Source organism: Marinobacter litoralis (assembly GCF_003336705.1).
Lineage (GTDB): Bacteria > Pseudomonadota > Gammaproteobacteria > Pseudomonadales > Oleiphilaceae > Marinobacter > Marinobacter litoralis.
Genome location: NZ_QMDL01000001.1, coordinates 1,140,436 through 1,159,936 on the forward strand (window position 1 = coordinate 1,140,436; position 19,501 = coordinate 1,159,936).

General features: G+C 52.4%; 19 protein-coding genes. 9 read left to right on the plus strand and 10 right to left on the minus strand.

From position 1 onward, the window contains the following. The 7 genes from gspK to gspE all read right to left on the minus strand — a co-directional run bounded on the left by gspK (position 1) and on the right by gspE (position 5,899). On the minus strand, positions 1-1,008 hold the full coding sequence (gene gspK / locus DOQ08_RS05290) for a type II secretion system minor pseudopilin GspK (protein WP_114333815.1): 1,008 nt from the start codon (positions 1,006-1,008) through the stop codon (positions 1-3). Continuing rightward, on the minus strand, positions 1,005-1,745 hold the full coding sequence (gene gspJ, locus DOQ08_RS05295; RefSeq protein WP_114333816.1) for a type II secretion system minor pseudopilin GspJ: 741 nt from the start codon (positions 1,743-1,745) through the stop codon (positions 1,005-1,007). Before gspJ ends, gspK begins: the two co-directional genes overlap by 4 nt. Further along, the gene (gene gspI / locus DOQ08_RS05300; RefSeq protein WP_114333817.1) at positions 1,742-2,119 is read right to left on the minus strand and encodes a type II secretion system minor pseudopilin GspI; all 378 of its coding nucleotides are present in this window, start codon (positions 2,117-2,119) and stop codon (positions 1,742-1,744) included. Before gspI ends, gspJ begins: the two co-directional genes overlap by 4 nt. Then, positions 2,113-2,643 (minus strand): type II secretion system minor pseudopilin GspH, encoded by a 531-nt coding sequence (gspH, locus tag DOQ08_RS05305; RefSeq protein ID WP_114333915.1) that lies wholly within the window; start codon positions 2,641-2,643, stop codon positions 2,113-2,115. Before gspH ends, gspI begins: the two co-directional genes overlap by 7 nt. A gap of 6 nt (positions 2,644-2,649) precedes the next feature. After that, a complete protein-coding gene (gspG, locus tag DOQ08_RS05310; protein ID WP_114333916.1) occupies positions 2,650-3,102 on the minus strand; it encodes a type II secretion system major pseudopilin GspG in 453 nt (150 codons plus the stop codon). A 73-nt stretch (positions 3,103-3,175) separates the two neighbouring features. Then, positions 3,176-4,387, minus strand: a complete 1,212-nt coding sequence (gspF, locus tag DOQ08_RS05315; protein ID WP_114333818.1) for a type II secretion system inner membrane protein GspF — start codon at positions 4,385-4,387, stop codon at positions 3,176-3,178. Positions 4,388-4,390: 3 nt separating this feature from the next. After that, a complete protein-coding gene (gene gspE / locus DOQ08_RS05320; protein ID WP_114333819.1) occupies positions 4,391-5,899 on the minus strand; it encodes a type II secretion system ATPase GspE in 1,509 nt (502 codons plus the stop codon). 205 nt (positions 5,900-6,104) lie between these two features. On the opposite strand from gspE, the gene DOQ08_RS05325 reads away from it, so the two are divergent. The 6 genes from DOQ08_RS05325 (at position 6,105) to DOQ08_RS05350 (ending at position 12,765) form a co-directional block, all read left to right on the plus strand. Beyond that, positions 6,105-6,761 (plus strand): type II secretion system protein N, encoded by a 657-nt coding sequence (locus DOQ08_RS05325; RefSeq protein WP_114333820.1) that lies wholly within the window; start codon positions 6,105-6,107, stop codon positions 6,759-6,761. A gap of 8 nt (positions 6,762-6,769) precedes the next feature. Further along, positions 6,770-7,429, plus strand: coding sequence for a transglutaminase-like cysteine peptidase (locus DOQ08_RS05330; RefSeq protein ID WP_114333821.1), 660 nt, complete (start codon positions 6,770-6,772; stop codon positions 7,427-7,429). 117 nt (positions 7,430-7,546) lie between these two features. Beyond that, the gene (locus DOQ08_RS05335; RefSeq protein WP_114333822.1) at positions 7,547-9,151 is read left to right on the plus strand and encodes an FAD-binding oxidoreductase; all 1,605 of its coding nucleotides are present in this window, start codon (positions 7,547-7,549) and stop codon (positions 9,149-9,151) included. Positions 9,152-9,158: 7 nt separating this feature from the next. Then, entirely contained in the window at positions 9,159-10,739 is a 1,581-nt protein-coding gene (locus tag DOQ08_RS05340; RefSeq protein ID WP_114333823.1) for a glycerol-3-phosphate dehydrogenase/oxidase, read from the plus strand. Position 10,740: 1 nt separating this feature from the next. Next, entirely contained in the window at positions 10,741-12,300 is a 1,560-nt protein-coding gene (locus tag DOQ08_RS05345) for an FGGY-family carbohydrate kinase (RefSeq protein WP_114333824.1), read from the plus strand. 258 nt (positions 12,301-12,558) lie between these two features. After that, positions 12,559-12,765, plus strand: a complete 207-nt coding sequence (locus DOQ08_RS05350) for a cold-shock protein (protein WP_011784828.1) — start codon at positions 12,559-12,561, stop codon at positions 12,763-12,765. An 82-nt stretch (positions 12,766-12,847) separates the two neighbouring features. On the opposite strand, the gene DOQ08_RS05355 is transcribed toward DOQ08_RS05350, so the two are convergent. Beyond that, entirely contained in the window at positions 12,848-14,086 is a 1,239-nt protein-coding gene (locus tag DOQ08_RS05355) for a sensor domain-containing diguanylate cyclase (RefSeq protein ID WP_264756343.1), read from the minus strand. Between the two features lie 166 nt (positions 14,087-14,252). Between DOQ08_RS05355 and DOQ08_RS05360 the strand changes: the two genes are divergently transcribed. From DOQ08_RS05360 to DOQ08_RS05370, 3 genes are read left to right on the plus strand one after another with little or no spacing between them, the layout of a single operon-like run. After that, entirely contained in the window at positions 14,253-15,113 is an 861-nt protein-coding gene (locus tag DOQ08_RS05360; RefSeq protein ID WP_114333826.1) for a PA4780 family RIO1-like protein kinase, read from the plus strand. Positions 15,114-15,122: 9 nt separating this feature from the next. Continuing rightward, a complete protein-coding gene (locus DOQ08_RS05365) occupies positions 15,123-15,833 on the plus strand; it encodes a DUF3581 family protein (RefSeq protein WP_114333827.1) in 711 nt (236 codons plus the stop codon). Between the two features lie 13 nt (positions 15,834-15,846). Continuing rightward, the gene (locus tag DOQ08_RS05370) at positions 15,847-16,539 is read left to right on the plus strand and encodes a pseudouridine synthase (protein WP_114333828.1); all 693 of its coding nucleotides are present in this window, start codon (positions 15,847-15,849) and stop codon (positions 16,537-16,539) included. 25 nt (positions 16,540-16,564) lie between these two features. On the opposite strand, the gene DOQ08_RS05375 is transcribed toward DOQ08_RS05370, so the two are convergent. After that, positions 16,565-17,404: a putative RNA methyltransferase gene (locus DOQ08_RS05375; protein ID WP_114333829.1), complete on the minus strand. Its 840-nt coding sequence runs from the start codon at positions 17,402-17,404 to the stop codon at positions 16,565-16,567. 28 nt (positions 17,405-17,432) lie between these two features. Beyond that, a complete protein-coding gene (locus DOQ08_RS05380; RefSeq protein ID WP_114333830.1) occupies positions 17,433-19,406 on the minus strand; it encodes a diguanylate cyclase domain-containing protein in 1,974 nt (657 codons plus the stop codon). Positions 19,407-19,501: the final 95 nt, after the last annotated feature.

Below are 19,501 nucleotides of genomic sequence, written 5' to 3' on the forward strand. Positions count from 1 at the left end.
TTATCCTTCTGAGAAAGTGTAAGGTTCCTTGGAGATCCTGTTCTTTTGTCCCGTATCCCTGTGAACCGTTCGGACCTCACCTTCCGGATTACGAAACACCGTGCTGACCATATTTACGACACGATTATCGTAGGTAATCCGTGATACAACTTCAAAAAAGCGTGTTTGCAAGCTTAAGCCATTTCGTTTTAAGCCCAACCCGGAGAATTCGGGTAAGGCCAGAAAATCCTGAATGTTTTCGAACCGCTCTTCTTCCCTTTTGGCAATGATTGCCTCTGCCTGAGCTTGGTTAAGCTCACTGTGTAGAGACATCAGCACCGGTGCTGTGGCGCTGTTAACGTTAATGCCAATACCCGTCACCGGCAGCGCGGCTACGTGAGGACGAAGTGCGACATAAATCTCTTCTGTCATGCCCTCAATCAATCTTAGTTCAGTAACTGAGACAAAAGGCTGGTTTGCAGTCCTGAAACCGGGATCGGCCATCAAATACTGGCCATCTTCAGCGCCATAGGCGCTGACAGTTTGGTCGTCTGAATCAATCCAATCAATCAGGGTATCCACATTCAGCCCATTGATACCCAACGCAATCAAGAGCCGTGAGAGGCGATCTTTCGTGAGCGGGTCCACTTCGCCATTGGTTGCGATCAAATCGTTGAGATTGATTCGCCCCCCGAGATCATCAATCTGGACTTCAACCACACCGTTTTCATCAAGGGGCAGTACGGCCGCGTGCATCGCCCAAAACTCGTCCGGGCTGTCCACCATGCTGCCGTCTTCTTTGTCTTCTTCGTAATCGCGAATCAGGATTCGCTTGGCAAATTCTTCAGCGCCCAGAGCAATGCTGTGCCCTTGCTGCTGAGCAAGATAATGCCCGGCCTTGTATATGCGTAGACTTTGTTGCTTGGTCATACCCGTCGCAAGCAGAACCACCAGCGCCATGGCCAATAGAACCATGATGAGTGCCACACCCGACTGACCTTTTCGGTTGATGGGGTTTAACGAACTCATGATCCACCCTCGGCAGCGGTTTCATCCGTACCTTCTGCTGCATCGTCTGATGCGCCTTCAAGTTGCTGATTAACCACCGACTGAGCCTGATCTTGCGAGAAATCGGGTAACGTAAACAGCCGAACAATCTCTCCGAATCGCTTGTGCTCGAGCGTGACTTCCAATCCCATGGGTAGTGCAATGACCGGCCTTTGGCCGGGAGTCATAGTCGCCACGGTTTGATCGGTCGGCCAAGTGTCGTGCCACTTGCCGTCTTCGTCCAAGAAACGAATTTCGAACGTATCGACATCTTCCAGCAACAGAATGTCTCGACTGTCTTCATCCTGACCTTGATCTACAACGGGCCAATACCGGCGCCGAAGCTCTGTACCGGTGTATTCCCACCCTGCACGTTGTAGACCGCTTCGCCTTAATCCCAGGGGGTTGCGCCAGCCTTGCCGGGTAAGTAGCAGTTCGAATGCATCCTCTCTGGAGGTTAATGATGGTTTGAAGTCTCCGTATACATCTCGTGCTGACCGGTTCACCACTTGGGTGATGTCTCTTTCCAGTAACAGCATGGCTTTTTGCAAACCGTCAAACTGCCCGGCTAATGCATTGACTCTGTCTCTGGAGTTCACCACGCTGCTGACGACCTGCCACACGCCCAAACCAATCACGGCCGTAATGGTCACAGCGATGAGCATTTCCATTAGGGTGAAGCCCGACTGCGCGCGTTGAAAGCCGTTCGGATGCATCATTTTTCCCCCAAGAACGCGGACAAAGAGTGTACCGGATAGGGATCATTCTTCTCTTCGGGGTATTTCGCAACGGTCACCTCTACCCGCCTCATAGAGGGTTCGGCAGTGCCTTGCACTACCGTGGTGACTTGCCAACGGTAGGTGCCAAATTCTGTATCAGTGGAGCTCTCAGAGGTGCCGGGAAGCGTTTCCTGAAGACGCAATTCATTAATTCGATTTTCGGCAATCCAGCCAGCAAGAGTTTTATCCCGAACTCTCTCGAAACTGGAAATATACTGACTCCCCACTTCCGCAGCCGCGGTTGCTATGAGGCTGAATACGAGCAGTGCGATGAGCACTTCCAGTAAGGTGAAGCCCTTCTGCAGCTTTACCATTCTTCGTCCTCAGAACCCGGCTCGCGCCACTCGAGCGGTGACACGCCATCCGAAGCCAAAGAGTGCATCAGATCGCTATCGCTTCCAATGGTGAACTCAATTTCGAAAGGCGTGCTTTCTCCGCTGGAAAAAAACACGATGGTGGGGCGGAGCTTATCCTCTGCCGATGTTAAGCGGGGGGCATCACTTTCAACGAATTTTGTAACAGCCATCCATTCAGGGAAGGTCCGCTGGTGAAACAGCCGTTCTCCAGACGGTTTCCAGTCACCGGATTCATCCTGGAACGCGACAAACTGATAGCCGTCGTCTTCCAGTAGTAAACCCAGTTCCAGGTTGTTGAGAACGGCCTGTTCTGAAGCGGTCTGCATAAGCAGGTAAAGCTCGCGAACGTGGCTTTCGAGCTCCCGTTGCTGAGAATTACCGCCCATGCTAAAGACGGCAAGCGATGCCAGCAGCCCGACAATAATGAGGACAACCAGTATTTCGATCAGCGTAAAGCCTGAATGAGTTGCCCTGGGGTTCACAAACAATTACTTCTCGGTATTCCAAACACTGATGTCTGCGGCATCACCATCACCGCCTTCCTGCCCGTCAGATCCATAAGAATACAGATCGTAGGGCCCTTCCGTGCCCGGGCTAACGTACTGATATTCGTTGTTCCAAGGATCTTCAGGAACAGCTTTCAGGTAACCGTCCGGGTTCCAGTTCTTAGGCTCTGGGCTACCGCTGGGCTTACGAACCAGTGCTTCCAGTCCTTGCTGGGTGGACGGGTAATGGCTGTTATCGAGACGATATAAATCCAACGCGTTGGCGATGTTGCTTAGCTGGGTTTCGGCAACGGTTACTTTCGCCTGATCACTTCGCCCCATTATGTTTGGCGCCACAATGGCGACCAACAGGCCCAGTATGACCATCACGACCATGATTTCGATCAGCGTGAAGCCTTTTGACGTGGCTAATTTCCGGTTCAGTCTGTTGCTCATAATGTCACTCGTCATTTACTGGTGGATCTTAATTGTAATGCGTTCGGAATGCCTGCTGGTGGGCGGGCTCAGGTTAGCCCACCAAATTGCTCATGTTCAGAATCGGCAGCATGATCGCAAGAACGATGATCAATACCACCACCCCCATGATCAACAGCATCATTGGTTCAAACAGGCCAACGATCGCGGCGATTTTGGATTGAAGGGTATTTTCCTGCATTCGTGCCGTTCGCTCCAGCATGCTGTCCAGTTCACCACTGGACTCCCCGCTGGCAATCATATGCAGCATCATCGGAGGAAAGTAACCGGTCTGATCCAAAGCCCGATGCAACGAACCGCCCTCGCTTACCTTGCGAGCCGCTTCCCGTAGTTCTTGTCGAAGAAAATCATTCGATAACACCTCACCGGCAATGCGCATGGCTTCAACCAATGGCACCCCACTTGTCGTGAGAATGCTTAGTGTGCTGGCATAACGAGCAGTATTCACCCCGCGCACCATGCCAGAAAACATCGGCAAATGCAGAAGCTGTTTATGAAATTTTAACCTAAACCGCGGTTTGGTTAAGGCAACCCGGAATCCGATGATTCCAAGTACCAACAGGATTAGAAGATAGACACCGAAACTGCCCAAAAAATCCGACACAGCCAGCATAGCCATCGTTAGGCCGGGCAATTCCTGTCCTTGTTTCAAGAACACTTCAATGATGTCTGGCACCACGTAGGTCAGCAGGAACACCACGATGGAAATGGCGACGATACTTAGAATGATCGGATAAATGGCAGCAAGCTGTATTTTCTGCCGAGCTTCCTGCCGGCTTTCGGTGTAATCCGCCAACCGGTTCAAAACAAGATCCAGGTGCCCTGCATGCTCACCCGCGGCGACGGTCGAACGGTACAGGCGCGGGAACGCCTTGGGGAATTCGCCAAAGCTGTCCGCCAGCGTATAGCCTTCCATCACCTTGGAACGAATAGCGATTAACATGCCCCGAATACGGGGTTTCGCAGTTTGCTGGGCTGTCGCACTCAGGGCCTGTTCGATGGGAATGCCGGATTGAATCAACGTTGCCAGTTGGCGGGTTACCAACGCCAGGTCTGAAGCCGTTAAAGAGCCACGGCTACTTAACGGATTGCTTCGTGTTTGCTTTTCAACTGCCGGTTGCACCGACAGGGGTGTCAGGCCTTTCTCACGCAATTGCTGGCGCACTGCCCTCGCCGCATCGGCTTCGACAACACCCTGCTTTTGCTTACCCCTCGGGTCCAGCGCTTTGTACTCGAATGCCGGCATGGATTATTTGCTCCGGTGGGTAACGCGCAGTACTTCTTCCACGGTGGTCACGCCATCAAGAATTTTCCGGACACCGTCAGAGTGAATGCTTGGGCTCATTTTACGGGCTTCGTGTTCAAGCTCGAGCTCCCCTGCCCGCTTGTGAATCTGAGCGCCTAACGCCTCGGTGACCTCTACAACCTCATAGATACCAACCCGGCCTCGATACCCTAACTGATTACAGTGCTCGCACCCTTTGGCACGGAAAATGGTGGGCGGATTGGCAGGATCCTGCTGCAAGAATTCACAATGTTCTTCCGTAGGAATGTAGGGTTCACGGCATTGATCGCACAATACGCGCACCAATCGCTGGGCAACGATGCCCACCAGACTGGATGAAATCAGGAAAGGTTCGATCCCCATATCCATCAACCGCGTAATCGCGCCGACGGCCGTATTGGTGTGCAAGGTGGATAGCACCAAGTGGCCGGTCAAACTCGCTTGCACCGCGATCTCTGCCGTTTCCAGATCCCGGATCTCCCCAATCATGACCACGTCAGGGTCTTGACGAAGAATGGCCCGCAACCCCCGGGCAAAGGTCATATCCACCTTTTGGTTTACCTGGGTCTGGCCAATACCGGGCAAGTTATACTCGATCGGGTCTTCGACCGTCAGAATGTTTCGGCTGCGGTCATTAATTTCTTGTAGGCCCGCATACAGCGATGTGGATTTACCAGAGCCGGTTGGCCCGGTGACTAGCAGAATTCCGTAAGGACGATGAATCAACTTACGCAGGGTTTTCAGATCGTTTTCGCCCATGCCCAACGATTCAAGACGAATAGCGCCGGCCTGTTTGTCCAGCAAGCGCAGTACCACGCGCTCACCGCTTGAAGAAGGCATGGTAGACACCCGGATATCCACTTCTCTGCCGGCAACCCGCAGTGCAATTCGGCCATCTTGCGGGATTCGCTTTTCCGCAATATCGAGCTTTGCCATAACTTTGATACGAGAGACCAGCAAAGGTGCCAGCGCACGCTTCGGCTGCACGACTTCTCGCAATACACCATCAATACGGAAGCGAACGATCAAGTGCTTTTCATAGGTCTCGATGTGAACGTCTGATGCACTGGTTTTAACAGCCTCGGTCAGGATGGCGTTGATCAAACGAATGATTGGAGCGTCGTCTTCTTGCTCCAGAAGATCTTCTGTCTCAGGCACCGAATCTGCCAGCGATGCCAGGTCCATATCATCGCCAATACCCTCGACCATCTGCATCGCTTCAGCAGAATCATTCTGGTAAGCAGCGTTAAGGGCTTCGTCGAACCGACTGGCTTCAATGGTGGAAAAGCGGGCACGACCACCACTCACCCGATTGGCTTCGGCAAGGGCGGTATGGGAAGCACCAGGCCGAACAAGAATCACCGGATCGCCTTGTTCGTTCCGGGTGAGGATTACGCCGTTACGCTTGGCAAAGGTGAACGGAAGTCTGCCCAGCGGCGAATCTTGCGGCTGAATTTCGGTTTCGGTGATCAACTTTCCCTCGTTAAATCCGTCTGTTCACTGGTTTTTGTTATAGGGCCAGTGTTATCCCAACCTGTCATACTGTCAGCATTCAAAAAGGCTACCACAGGAATGGGAACCACTAAACAACTCTGTACACTATACTGCCACTAATTACGTTCAGTCTGATAACCTGTGGGCTTTTTAAAGTTCACGCCAATCGTGTTCAGGATTGCTGATGCTAGCCACACCAAAACAGATTTCACTTATTCTTACTATTGCTGTTGCGCTGGCCATGGTTGGCATAACCGCCTGGCAGGGTTATCAATTCTGGCAATCCGAGCAACAGGCCTCGATACCCGAGCCGATCCAAACTGCCGACGCAACGGCTAATTCAGGCAACAACGTTCCCCAAGTGCAGCTGGCTAGTTTACCGGTATTTGGCAGCCCCTCTGCCTCTGGCGAAGCTCCAAATGAAACTACGGAAAACCTGCCGGAAACCAATCTTAGACTGTCCCTAAGAGGCGTTTTGGCAGCTGACGGAGAATTCCCTGGCAGCGCTTTGATCGAGGATGATAAGGGCAATACCGAGGCCTACCTCGTAGGCAAACCGCTTCCCGGCAATGCAACGCTTCGAACCGTGTTTCCGAATCGCGTGATCATTGAGCGCCAAGGCAAGCTGGAAAATCTGTATTTCCCCGAAGCGGAAAAAAGCACGGGGGTATTCATGGCTGATACAGAAACAAACCAACAAACCACGACAGCGCCTATTCAACAGCAAGAGCAAGCACAACGAAGCGCTCCTGATCCTCAATCAACCAGCCAGCAGCAACGACGGGAAGAAATCCGAAAGCGCTTGGAGCAATTGCGCCAGCGGCTACGGAATAATAACTGAGGCTTCCTATGGAAACGGCCGCCATACTCCGCCCACGCCGTTCCTTCATTCTGCCTTTATTGCTAGCAGTAACCTTCGCCAGCGCGCTGGAACTCAGCGATCAGCTGATGAACTATGTACTTAGAGACTTCGGACAAGAAGCACATCAACGCCTGGAAAACTGGCAGCGCCTGCACGCCCTCGCCGCCAACGCACCCGTAGACCGACAACTGAAACTGGTGAACTCATTCTTTAATCGAGTTCGTTTCATCAGTGACATTCGGCATTGGGGCGAGGAAGATTACTGGGCAACTCCCATAGAGCTACTCACAACAAACGGTGGCGACTGCGAAGATTTTTCGATCGCCAAGTACCTGACCTTACGCGCCATGGGCGTTCCCGATGAGCAACTGCGAATCGTGTACGTTAAGGCTCTGGAGTTGAACCAGGCGCACATGGTGCTTGCCTGGTACCAGACCCCAAGCTCGGATCCGCTGGTACTCGACAACCTTATAAACGAGATTAAACCTGCTTCCCAACGCACTGATTTGGAACCAGTTTACAGCTTTAACGGCGACGGACTTTGGCTCAATCAAGAGTCTGGGGGCCGCTCCAGAATTGGAGATGCCAAAAAGCTTGAGCGCTGGCAGGATCTCAATGAACGACTGAACAGCGCCCTTACCCCCTGAACTATGTTTTTACGACAACTGTCGCAAAATGACAGTCAGGTTGTCGCCCACCGACACACACTTTTACCCGCTACTCTATAGAATGCCGCTAACTTACAAATAATGGAGTAGGCATAGATGCGACGCTGGAACGGTTGGGGTGATGACAAATTTAACTTGGATATCCCAGAGGGCGGCCAGGATTTTCTGGCTGAACGTATCGGGCAAGCCAGTGCGCTGAACGATTGCACACTTGAGGATGTGTGCGCCAAAGTTCCGGAATCTCGCCTCCCCTCCCTTGACGGCTTGAGCGATCTGATCGATACGAGCCCTGAAATTCGGGTTCGCCACGCTCGCGGCCAAAGCCTTCCAGATTGGCTGGCGATGCGCAGCGGAGAAATTGGTCTTTTCCCGGATGGGGTCGCCCTGCCTAGCACCAATTCAGAAGTGCAGAAACTTCTCAAGTACGTTCAGGAGAACGATGTTCACCTGATTCCGTACGGTGGCGGCACCAGCGTGGCCGGCCACATCAACCCTGTTGATCAAGGTAAGCCTGTGCTCACGGTGAGCTTGGCCAATATGAATCGCCTAATTGATCTCGATCGTGACAGCCAGCTGGCCACCTTTGGTGCAGGCACCCCCGGCCCGTTGGTTGAATCGCAACTTCGCGCTCACGGATACACACTGGGGCATTTCCCCCAGTCTTTCGAGCTGTCCACTATCGGCGGATGGGTTGCATCGCGCTCAAGCGGCCAACAGTCGCTGCGTTATGGCCGCATTGAACAGCTATTTGCGGGCGGTCGTATCGAAACGCTTCAGGGAACACTTGAAATCCCGACCATCCCGGCCTCAAGCGCCGGCCCGGATATTCGTGAAATGATCCTGGGGTCCGAAGGCCGGCTTGGGTTGATTACGGAAGTTAAAGCACGTATTACCCGACTACCCGAACACGAGCGATTCCATGTGGTGTTCTTCCCAAATTGGGACAAAGCACGCACAGCTGCCCGGAAGCTGGTCCAAAACCGAATTCAGCTTTCCATGCTTCGTCTGAGCAATGCAATCGAAACCGAAACCCAGCTAGCGCTGGCCGGGCACCCTGGCCTGATCAGTCTTCTAGAGAAGTTCTTGTCACTTCGTGGCGCGGATGACGGCAAATGCATGATGACCTTTGGTGTGACCGGCTCGAAAGACCAAGCATCGGCTAGCCTGAAGCAGGCCCGTAAAGTCTGTAAGGAATACGACGGCGTATACACCGGCACCAAGCTGGGCTCTAAATGGGCTGAAAAGCGCTTTACCATGCCCTACCTTCGCGAAGCGCTCTGGCAGATGGGCTATGCCGTTGACACGCTGGAGACAGCAACAGACTGGGAGAACGTTGACCGCTTGCTGGAGAAGATGGAAACCAGCTTGCGCACCGGGCTTGAGGATAAACAGGAGAAGTCACACGTCTTCACGCACCTGTCTCATTTTTATGGTCAAGGCTGTTCGATATACACCACTTACGTGTTCCGTGTTGCCGACACCTACGCTGAGACACTTGAGCGCTGGAAGCATCTTAAAAACACCACGTCTGAAATCATCGTTCGTAACGGCGGCACCATCAGCCATCAGCATGGGGTCGGCAAAGACCACGCGCCCTTCATGCCAATAGAGAAAGGTGAACTGGGAATGCGGGCTATCCGGGCACTGACCACCAGCTTCGACCCGGATAAACGACTGAACCCGACCACGCTATTGGATTGATCGGGCCATGGCTAAGACGCGGCAGGAATTACTGGCAGAACTGAATAGCAACTCTCTATTTGATGTTGTCATTGTTGGTGGTGGCATTACTGGAGCGGGTGCTGCTCGTGAAGCGGCAGGCAGCGGTTTACGTACCCTGTTGGTGGAGCAAAAAGACTTTGCCTGGGGCACCTCTAGCCGGTCGTCCAAAATGGTACACGGCGGCCTCCGTTACTTGGGCAGCGGTCACATTGGCCTAACCCGCCAAGCGGTGCGCGAACGGCAACGAATGATGGAAGAGGCGCCCGGGCTGGTTGAGCCTTTACCGTTTCTAATGCCCCATTTTAAAGGCCGGTTTCCGGGCCCTCGTATCTTCCAAATGTTGCTCGCGGTGTATGACAAGCTTGCAGGTGTTCGTACACGGCAAAAACTCAGCCCCGGCGAAACCCTTCAGTGGGTGCCCGGGCTCGCGCAAGACAACCTGATTGCTACCAGCCGGTTTACTGACGCCGTTACTGACGATGCACGGCTGGTGCAGCGTTTGATCTCTGAAGCTCAAGCCGATGGCGCAATATGCCTGAATTACGTAGCAGCATCGGCAATTACACGTGACGAGAATGGTCATGTCAGCGGCATCGAACTAACGCCGGAAGGCGAAAACGCCATCCACATTCAAACCAACCGTGTGATTAATGCAACCGGTGCTTGGGCAGACCGGTTACAAAAGCAGGGCCCTCACGACGCTCCGTTGCATATCCGGCCTTTGCGCGGCAGTCATCTGGTGCTTCCGTGGCAGCGGCTTCCGGTAACCTGCGCAGTCTCACTTCTGCACCCTGAGGATGGCCGCCCGGTATTTGCCTTCCCCTGGCGCGATACAACCGTTTTGGGCACGACGGATCTTGACCACAAAGAAGATTTGAATCGCGAGCCAAGCATTTCCGGGGCGGAGGTCGATTACCTGCTAAAAGTGTCATCCAAACTCTTCCCGAGCTCATCGGTTTCAGCTCAGGACGTATTATCGAGCTGGGCGGGTGTACGCCCCGTCGTTACCAGCGGCGACGGAAAATCGCCTTCCAAAGAAAACCGTAAGCACGCACTGCGAAACGACAAAGGTCTGGTTAGCGTTGCTGGCGGAAAGCTCACAACCTTCCGCCAAATTGCCCGTGAAGCCTTGGTAGCGGTTTTTGGTGGCGACACATCGGTTTTAAGAGATGAGCGCGCCCGAGTATTTTCGGCGTCATCGGAAACACCCGCCATCCAAATGGCCAACAAGCTAACTCTCAACCGGCTAAAAGGCTTTTACGGACAACAGCTAGCCTCATTGCTTACCGGAAAACAACAGGACTGCGTGCCCGGCACCACCACCTTGTGGGCCGAACTGGAATGGGCTTGCGCCAAGGAATACGTTGTCCATCTCGACGATTTGCTGCTACGCCGGACGCGACTGGGGCTGGTATTGCCGAATGGCGCTGAAACGCTCTTGCCCGAACTGCGTCACCGGTGCCAGCCCCTGCTTGGCTGGAGCGAGGCCCAATGGCAAGCCGAAGTTGACCGCTACCTGACCCTGTATCGCCAATCCTACAGCTTACCTAGCAATGGAGATGCCTGAGATGGCTGATGACTCATTGATTTTAGCCATCGACAACGGCACTCAAAGCGTTCGGGCACTGCTGTTTGATAAGCGCGGCAACCTTGTCGGCAAAGGCAAACAAGAGATTGAACCTTACTTTTCAGATCAGCCGGGATGGGCGGAGCAGCACCCGGAATACTTCTGGGAGAACCTCGGGTTGGCTTGCGATGCCTTGTGGCGCAGTACCGAAGCTAAGCCCGAACAGGTTCGTGGGGTTACAGTCACTACCCAGCGCGGCACCGTCATCAATCTTGACAAGAACGGCAACCCACTGCGCCCCGCCATTATTTGGCTGGATCAACGGCACGCGAAAGTAGACGGCCCGGTGAAAGGCCTTTGGGGCGTCGTGTTAAAACTGATCGGTGCCGAAGAGCCGATCAAACGGTTTCGGGAAAACACTCAGGCTAATTGGATCATTCAAAACCAACCTGATATCTGGGCAAAAACCCATAAGTACCTGCTACTTTCCGGATATTTGAACTACCGATTGACAGGAGAGTACCGCGATTCCACTGGCAGCCAAGTCGGCTATTTGCCATTTGATTACAAGCGCCACCAGTGGGCTGGCCGGCACGACTTCAAATGGCAGATCACGCCGATTAGGCGCGACATGTTGCCGGATCTGGTCAAGCCCGGCGAAAAGCTGGGTGAACTGTTGCCGGAAGCAGCCCAGCACATGGGCTTGCGGGTTGGTTTGCCAGTTATTGCGGCAGCCTCAGACAAAGCTTGCGAGATTCTCGGCTCAGGCGGTTTGGCTCCGGACACTGCGTGCATGAGTTACGGCACCACCGCCACCATCAACACGACTAACCATAAATACGTTGAGCCCACCCGTTTGATGCCCCCCTACCCGTCGGCGCTACCGGGCCACTATTCCTCCGAGGTCATGATCTACAGGGGCTTTTGGATGGTTAGCTGGTTCAAGCAGGAATTTGGTTTACGCGAACAGCGTATCGCCGAACAAAAAGGCATTGAGGCAGAGGCGTTGTTTGATGAGCTGGTAAATTCAGTGCCACCCGGCTCCATGGGATTGATGCTGCAACCCTACTGGAGCCCCGGCGTTCGACAACCCGGGCCGGAAGCAAAGGGTTCCATCATCGGCTTTGGCGATGTGCATACACGAGCACATATTTACCGAGCCATTCTGGAAGGCTTGGCCTACGCGCTCCGCGAGGGAAAAGAACGGCTCGAAAAACGCAACGGAAAAGCCATTAAACGATTGCGGGTTGCAGGTGGCGGGTCGCAAAGTGATGCCGCTATGCAGCTAACGGCCGACATCTTCGGGTTGCCCGCCGAGCGGCCACACACTTATGAGACCTCGGGGCTGGGCGCTGCGATCGATGCCTCTGTTGGTTTGGGACTCCATCCAGACTTTGAAACAGCAGTGCGCGCCATGACTCGTGTCGGGGAAGTTTTCGAACCGTCTGATGAAGACTCTGCACTTTACGAGCAGCTGTATTCCGATGTGTATCTTGAAATGTATGACCGTTTACAACCGTTGTATCGAAAGATACGAAAGATCACCGGATACCCGAAGTAAACCGCCAGTGAACGGCTTTCCGGCTATGGGTTAGTGCCTATCAAAAAAAACTTTGCAAACTCATCCAGTAAGGGTACAGTGGCGGTCGTTGGAAAGATTTAGCAAAGCATTCATCAATAAGACGTATACCTGTTGTCATCAGTAGCGCATCGTCCTGTTTTTGATCACGCAAGTTTTTTGTTTCCGCACAACCCGCTGATCTGACGTCATGTAGACGATCAGACGGCAAATAAAATGATTGAGTTCAGGATTATATATATGTCTACTGTTACCGGTACTGTTAAGTTTTTCAACGAATCCAAAGGTTTTGGTTTTATCACTCGCGAAGGCGGCCCTGACGTTTTCGTTCACTACAGCGCCATCCAAGGCGGCGGATTCAAGACTCTGGCAGAAGGCCAGCAGGTTGAGTTCACCGTAACTCAGGGCCAGAAAGGTCCTCAGGCGGAAAACGTAGTAGGTCTGTAATTTACAGCCCTTCAGCGTTTTAAAAAAGGCAGCTTCGGCTGCCTTTTTGTGTTTCTGGAATCCCGTTTATTCTTAGAAGCTGTTAATGCCTGCCCTGTTTATCCAAATACATCTCGCTGTCGGCAGACGAAATCAATGTTTCGATATCTTGTCCATGCTCTGGGTAAAACGCCATCCCAATGCTCGGTGTTAAGTGCAGAGTAACCGACGTTAGTTGATAAGGCGCACTGAGTGCGGTACGAATTTTGTTAGCAATACCGATGACATCAGATTTCTGCTTAATCGTATCCAGCAACACGACGAACTCATCCCCACCTATACGGCCCACGGTATCTGATTCACGAACGCATTCATTCATACGAGCAGCAACCAAAGCCAAAACCTCATCGCCTGTACTGTGCCCGTAGGTATCGTTAATCTCTTTGAACTTGTCCAGGTCGAGAAACAAAATCGCCAAGATACCCCGTCTTCTGGATTCCCGGGCGATGGCATTCTGAATTCGATCGAGCACAATATGCCGGTTGGGCAACCCCGTGAGCTGATCGTAACTGGCCATATACTCTAGCTGGGAATGCATCCGTTTGCGCTCTACCGCCGTTGCAATTTGCTCTCCCAAAAACTCGAGCAACTCTACATCCTGTTCCGAAAAGTGATCCGTTCCTGCATTTCTGTGCAGCAACGCCGCTCCATAAATTTTGTCGTTCGAGCGTAGCGAAACACCTAGCAGGTGAGATTGGACAAGTTTGGAGCGGCCCGAATGAATCAACTCTAAGCACAGCTTTTTTACTACTGGCTCAGAGTGAGACTCGAGCGTTGGCCCATCAGAGAAATCGTGAACGTCCATGCCCCCATCACGAGGATCAAGAAGTGCAACCGTAAAGTTCGGCGTTGCGAGCAAACCATCAACGATGCGGTGTATCGCCTTGAACAGTGACGATAAATCATCCGCGCTATGAACCGCTTCTGAAATCGCGTAAACAGCAGACTGCCTGGCGTCACTCCGTTTGCGTTCGGTGATGTCTCGCGCCAGGGCAACGCGGACCTGCTTGTCACTTGACCACCGCGCCGACCACATAATGTGAGCTGTCGAGCCATCTTTGCGGATATAGCGGTTTTCAAAGTGTGGCTTTAGATCACCCTGCAAAATTTCTTGAACAACATCGGCTGTTCGTTGCTGGTCTTCAGGATGAACAAAATCCAGAACGGGGCGGCCAACCATTTCCTCTGGTCGGTATCCAAAAATCCGGTAGCTCGCAGAACTGACGTATTGAATATAGCCATCGCGGTCGACGATGAATAAGGCGTCCAACAGCAAATCCATAAAACTCTCAGGAGGAATCATTGAATCCATTGACCAAGGCACGCCCGAATAATGAACTGATTATCGCAACCAGCAGAGTACCAGCTTCATTATGAGGTAGTATACGTTTAGACATGCTGACAAACGTGGTTTTCCGAACAGACATAATCAGGCAGCTCCGAGTTTTATGAAAATACCCAAGCGATTACAGCCCCTAGTCGATGACGGCATGGTAGATGAAGTGCTGTATCAGTTGATGAGCGGCAAAGAAGCTCAAGTGTTCGTGGTTCGCTGTGGAGACGGTGTTCGTTGCGCGAAAGTCTACAAAGAGGCTCAAAAGCGCAGTTTTAAGCAGGCTGTTCAATACCAGGAAGGCCGAAAGGTCAGGAATAGCCGTCGAGCCCGGGCGATGAGCAAGAAAACACGATACGGCCAAAAAGAACAGGAGGATGCCTGGCTGAACGCTGAGGTAGATGCCTTGTACCGTCTTGCACAAGCCGGCGTTCGGGTGCCCGAGCCGTTCGGATTCGTAGATGGTGTCCTGTTGATGGAAATGATCGCGGATGAAGACGGAAAAGCCGCCCCGAGATTAGACGATGTGGTACTAACACCGGAGCAAGCCAGGGTTTACCATGCTCAGGTTATTTCCGATGTGGTTCGTATGCTGTGCGCCGGTTTGATCCACGGGGATCTGTCTGAGTTCAACGTGCTTGTAGACCCGGACGGCCCGGTTATCATCGACCTGCCGCAAGCGGTTAACGCCTCGGGAAACAACAACGCCGAACGAATGCTAGAGCGTGATATCGATAACATGTGCCGTTATTTCGGGCGCTTTGCCCCGGAATTGTTGAATACGGACTATGGTAAAGAAATCTGGGCCCTGTATGAAGCGGGTGAACTCTACCCGGATACCAAACTTACCGGTTGCTTTGAACACAACACCAAAAGTGCGGATGTGGACGAGCTTATCGAAATCATCGAAGCCGCTAAGGAAGAAGAACGGGATCGCCAAGAACGCCTGCAAGAGGCGGAAGCTGGTAATGACTAAAGGAAAACTATGTTTTTAGACCGCTTTTACTCTATAGAAAACGAGCGCATCATTATTACAGCGCGGCAGGCGAGCCTTTTTGCCAAGGAAATAGCCGGAGATTTCAACCCGATCCACGATGTGGATGCACGCCGATTCTGCGTGCCCGGTGACCTCCTGTTTGCCATTGTGTTGTCCAGATTTGGCTTGTCCAGCACCATGAGTTTCACGTTCCAGAACCTGCTGGGCGCTGAGGTGCCGCTTGAGTTTCGTGAAAGCGAAGATGGCACGATAGAAGTATGCGACGAAGCCGGCAAGGTCTACATCGAAGTAAGCCGCAGCGGTGAACGAACGCTCGACGAGACAGCCGTTGAGGAGTTTATCCGGTGCTACGTTTCCACGTCCGGCAAAAACTTCCCCCACACACTCAAGCCGCTCATGGAGTCCCATGGCGTGATGTTCAATCCTGATCGTCCGATGGTGATGTACCAGAGTATGAGCTTGTCTCTTAAGCAACTAAATACCTCGAATCCGGATTTGGAGTTGAGCAACACAAAGCTCGAAGCCGCCGGGAAACGAGGTAACGTCACGCTGGATTACAAATTTTTGTCAAACGGTGAGGCGGTGGGCGACGTATCCAAACACATTATGCTGGGCGGCCTGCGGGAATACTGCGCCGATGCGATGGAACAGGTTATAGAAGAGTTTTATCGTCTAAAGGCTAAGGGAACCGGCGTTTAACCGTTCGTGCCTCATGAAGCTATCGCGCATTGTCAGCAATCAAAACGGCGTTAGTCGCAAACGCGCTAACGCCTTAATTGCCACGGGTCGTGTTTCCGTAAACAACAACCTATGCAGGGACCCGAGTCACGATGTCAGCGAGTTTTGTGCGGTGACCGTAGATGGCGAGGTTATTCAAACGGCCAGACCTTCCCGGTACCTCATGCTCAATAAACCCGCGGGCTACCTAAGCGCAACCGTGGACGATGCCCATCCGACCGTGCTTGAGTTAATTGAGCCGGAGCTTCAGGACGAACTCCACATAGGTGGTCGCCTGGATCGTGCCAGTACCGGTCTATTGATACTGACGAACGATGGTAACTGGTCTCGTCGCCTGACCGAGCCGCACATCAAGATTCCCAAGGTCTACAGAGTAACGACGGAAAAACCGATCACTGCAGAAACTCACCAACGATTTGCAGACGGCATCTGGTTCGAATACGAACAACTGACCACCTCGCCAGCTCAGATTGAAGAGCTTCAGGAGTGCGAAGCCCGGATCACAATTTACGAAGGCCGATACCATCAGGTCAAGCGCATGTTTCACGCCGTTGGTAACAGGGTCACTTCTCTTCACCGGGAACGCATGGGTAATATACAACTCAACGACGATCTGTCTCCTGGTCAGTACAGACTACTCACCGCCGAAGAAATCGCCTCTGTCTGAACCCGGCCATAGGGCTGTTTGTGGTTCAAATCCGCTCGAACGTGTGCAAGCAAACATCAACCGTCAAAGACAAAGATTCTAAAGCGGCAGCCCTTGCCCTGCCCTCTTGGCTTGCCCGATATAGATGAGGGGTCATTGCGAGCAAGTCAGCAATCGACCCGGCACCAGCCAGATGCAGTGGGAAACGAATATCTTCACTCGCGATCCGGCGAAAACCCTCAGGAGCGCCTGAGACCTTCTTGGATTCGGTTCGGACTTCCGGATAAATGATTTGCCTGAGTTCACGCAAATGATCTTGCCCGGCATCCACCTGAATCAACCGCCCACCCGGGCGGAGCACCCGAGCGAATTCCGGGTACACTGGAAAACCGAACAAGCATAAGATCCTGTCTAGTGATTTGGATACCACCGGCAAGTTCGCATTACTGCCCACTACCCAGCTAACTCGCCGATCTTGCCGAGCACCCGATAATACCGCCCACTTTGATATATCGAGACCTAGCAAGGTTAACTCGGTGCCCTCAGTATTCCGCCCGAGCTCGCGAAGGTAATAGCCCTCACCACAACCCGCATCCAGACAATTAAGGACAGAACCATCAGGAGCGCCTGCTAAGGTTGCTTTTGTTACCGCTTCAGCAATCGGCTGATAATACCCTGCTTCAAGAAAGCGCTGGCGCGCAGCAACCATGGCCTTACTGTCACCCGGATCTTTGGAGCGTTTTTTCTGTACGGGAAGCAGATGGACATAACCCTGTCTTGCAACATCAAAACTATGGCCACTTTCACACCGCCAGCTTTTTTCCTCACCACAAAGAGGCAGGCCACATAACGGGCATGCCAGGTGCTCGAAGGGTACAACACTCATGAGTGATTCCTGAATCTAAGAAAGACATTTAACTTTGGCGGTCAGCGTCGTTGCTCGGCAAAAGATACTCGTTCACGTAAATCTGGTTTTTTCCCCTGCGTTTAGCTTCATACATAGCCTTGTCAGCACTTTGCATGACGCCTTCAATTGTTAAACCCGCGCCCCGCGCTATTGTGATACCAATACTAACGCCCACTCGCGCAACCCCTAAAGGCAACACCACAGGTTGTGATACGGCAGCAAGAATTTTCTCGGCTACCACCTTTGCGTTTTCTGTAGAGGATACCTCCGGCAGGAGCACGATAAATTCATCGCCCCCCATTCTGACGACGGTGTCGGTTTCCCGAACGTTGCGCTCTAAACGCTCGGCGATTTCTTTGAGCAATATATCGCCTGCGTCGTGGCCGTACGTATCGTTGACTTGTTTGAAATGGTCTAGATCGAGGAACATCAATCCCAGGTGACGGGCGTGGCGACCTGATAAGGCGATAGCCAACTGCATACGATCTTCCAGCACGCGACGGTTTGGAAGGCCGGTTAAGCTGTCTTGGAAAGCCAGGCTATGAATGGTTTCCTGGTACTCTTTGATCTCCGAAAAGTCCTGAAACGAGATCACTACCCCTTCATCACCGGTATCGCTGGTAAGGGGTGCCGCATTGAGAATTACCGGTATGGTTGACTCGTCTTTACGACGAAATTCTTCGTCTTTGCTCCGGTAAAGCTGGCGTGTTTTCATAACCTCCATGACGGAACAATCAGGGTTGTCTTGCTCGTGAACATGGAATACTTCATGCCCTCGCTTGTGGACAAGGTCGTTCGCGTCCCACCCTAATATCCGCTCCGCCTCCGGGTTCATATACGTCAGTACGCCGTATTTATCCATCACAATCAAACCATCACCCAATACACTGGAGATCTTCCAGAATCGTTTGGATTGCTGTACATTTGCACGCCGAAGCTCACGCCTTTTGTGGATCAGGAAGTGGGTATAAAAAGAAATAACAAGCGTCAGAAGCACGCCAATGATGTAAAAGCCTACCACCCAAGAATGGCTCAACAGTGTAGACGATGGCAGTGCCGAGCTTGGAATAAACGAAACCGTCTTCCAGGTGTATTGCTCCGCCAATTGGCTACTTTGGGACTGTTTCAACGGATGGACCGTCTCGTAAACAAAGAGGCCTTTGCTTGTTTCAATCCAGCCATAATCATCCGTTAAAATACGTTCGAGTGCTTCTGGAAAATCCCGGGCAAATGACGACGGAAGGCCAAACATAAAGCCCCACTCGTCATTCTCATCTGGCCCGGCAATAATGTGGCCTTCATCGTTCAGGAGAAACGCGGGATAAGAGCCAGCCATACCCGTCTCAAAGGTGTCCAGCAGCGCCTCACCTTTCATATTCAGAACGACTAAACCCTGCTTGCCTGATCCCTCATCGACAACCCGAGTCCCGAAACGGATCATGGGCTTATATGGCACTTCGACTTGCCCATTTTCGACATTCAGATCCAGCGGTGAAACGTAAACTTCGCCCTCTGAGAGCGCGGCAGTTTCGATGACATAATACCGCTCGCCTTTAAACTGCATGGCAGTGTCTTGTCTATTAAAAACTCGTTGGTTGGTCTTTTCTAACCTGACGAGTTCCGTGCCGTCGTGATCGAGAAATCGCAGTTGGCTGTAGTCGTTTTTTTGCGCCAGCTGAACCCGAAAAACCGTTTGCAGCGCCTCTTTCCACTCCTCAGAGCGACCACTATTGAACCGAACTGCTGCGGGCAAGCTTGCTATGGCAAGAAGATCATTCGCGGTATACTCGAAAACTTGCTCAAGGAGCCCCGATGTCATGCGGGTTTTTGCCTGCTCCGCAACTTTTAAATCGTCGATTTGGAGCGCCGCCTGGTATTGAAGCGCACCGTAGACCATTAACGTAAATACCAATACGCAAACAAGCCCGGTTGTCAGAGCTGATTTTACGAATCCTTTTTCCTTCAAGAAGGTAATTTCCATAGCGCAGTCGTACAACCTAAACGTGCGGAGTGATTAAACAATTATGAGGCATAACACGTGAATATGCAGGATTTTAGGGTGAAAAGGCGTGTTTA

What these genes read in the sequence shown, in the direction of transcription:
- gspK (WP_114333815.1), bottom strand. Translation starts at nt 1,008, where the DNA reads ATGAGTTCGTTAAACCCCATCAACCGAAAAGGTCAGTCGGGTGTGGCA.
- gspJ (WP_114333816.1), bottom strand. Translation starts at nt 1,745, where the DNA reads ATGATGCATCCGAACGGCTTTCAACGCGCGCAGTCGGGCTTCACCCTA.
- gspI (WP_114333817.1), bottom strand. Translation starts at nt 2,119, where the DNA reads ATGGTAAAGCTGCAGAAGGGCTTCACCTTACTGGAAGTGCTCATCGCA.
- gspG (WP_114333916.1), bottom strand. Translation starts at nt 3,102, where the DNA reads ATGAGCAACAGACTGAACCGGAAATTAGCCACGTCAAAAGGCTTCACG.
- gspF (WP_114333818.1), bottom strand. Translation starts at nt 4,387, where the DNA reads ATGCCGGCATTCGAGTACAAAGCGCTGGACCCGAGGGGTAAGCAAAAG.
- DOQ08_RS05325 (WP_114333820.1), top strand. Translation starts at nt 6,105, where the DNA reads ATGCTAGCCACACCAAAACAGATTTCACTTATTCTTACTATTGCTGTT.
- DOQ08_RS05330 (WP_114333821.1), top strand. Translation starts at nt 6,770, where the DNA reads ATGGAAACGGCCGCCATACTCCGCCCACGCCGTTCCTTCATTCTGCCT.
- DOQ08_RS05335 (WP_114333822.1), top strand. Translation starts at nt 7,547, where the DNA reads ATGCGACGCTGGAACGGTTGGGGTGATGACAAATTTAACTTGGATATC.
- DOQ08_RS05340 (WP_114333823.1), top strand. Translation starts at nt 9,159, where the DNA reads ATGGCTAAGACGCGGCAGGAATTACTGGCAGAACTGAATAGCAACTCT.
- DOQ08_RS05345 (WP_114333824.1), top strand. Translation starts at nt 10,741, where the DNA reads ATGGCTGATGACTCATTGATTTTAGCCATCGACAACGGCACTCAAAGC.
- DOQ08_RS05350 (WP_011784828.1), top strand. Translation starts at nt 12,559, where the DNA reads ATGTCTACTGTTACCGGTACTGTTAAGTTTTTCAACGAATCCAAAGGT.
- DOQ08_RS05355 (WP_264756343.1), bottom strand. Translation starts at nt 14,086, where the DNA reads ATGGATTTGCTGTTGGACGCCTTATTCATCGTCGACCGCGATGGCTAT.
- DOQ08_RS05360 (WP_114333826.1), top strand. Translation starts at nt 14,253, where the DNA reads ATGAAAATACCCAAGCGATTACAGCCCCTAGTCGATGACGGCATGGTA.
- DOQ08_RS05365 (WP_114333827.1), top strand. Translation starts at nt 15,123, where the DNA reads ATGTTTTTAGACCGCTTTTACTCTATAGAAAACGAGCGCATCATTATT.
- DOQ08_RS05370 (WP_114333828.1), top strand. Translation starts at nt 15,847, where the DNA reads ATGAAGCTATCGCGCATTGTCAGCAATCAAAACGGCGTTAGTCGCAAA.
- DOQ08_RS05375 (WP_114333829.1), bottom strand. Translation starts at nt 17,404, where the DNA reads ATGAGTGTTGTACCCTTCGAGCACCTGGCATGCCCGTTATGTGGCCTG.
- DOQ08_RS05380 (WP_114333830.1), bottom strand. Translation starts at nt 19,406, where the DNA reads ATGGAAATTACCTTCTTGAAGGAAAAAGGATTCGTAAAATCAGCTCTG.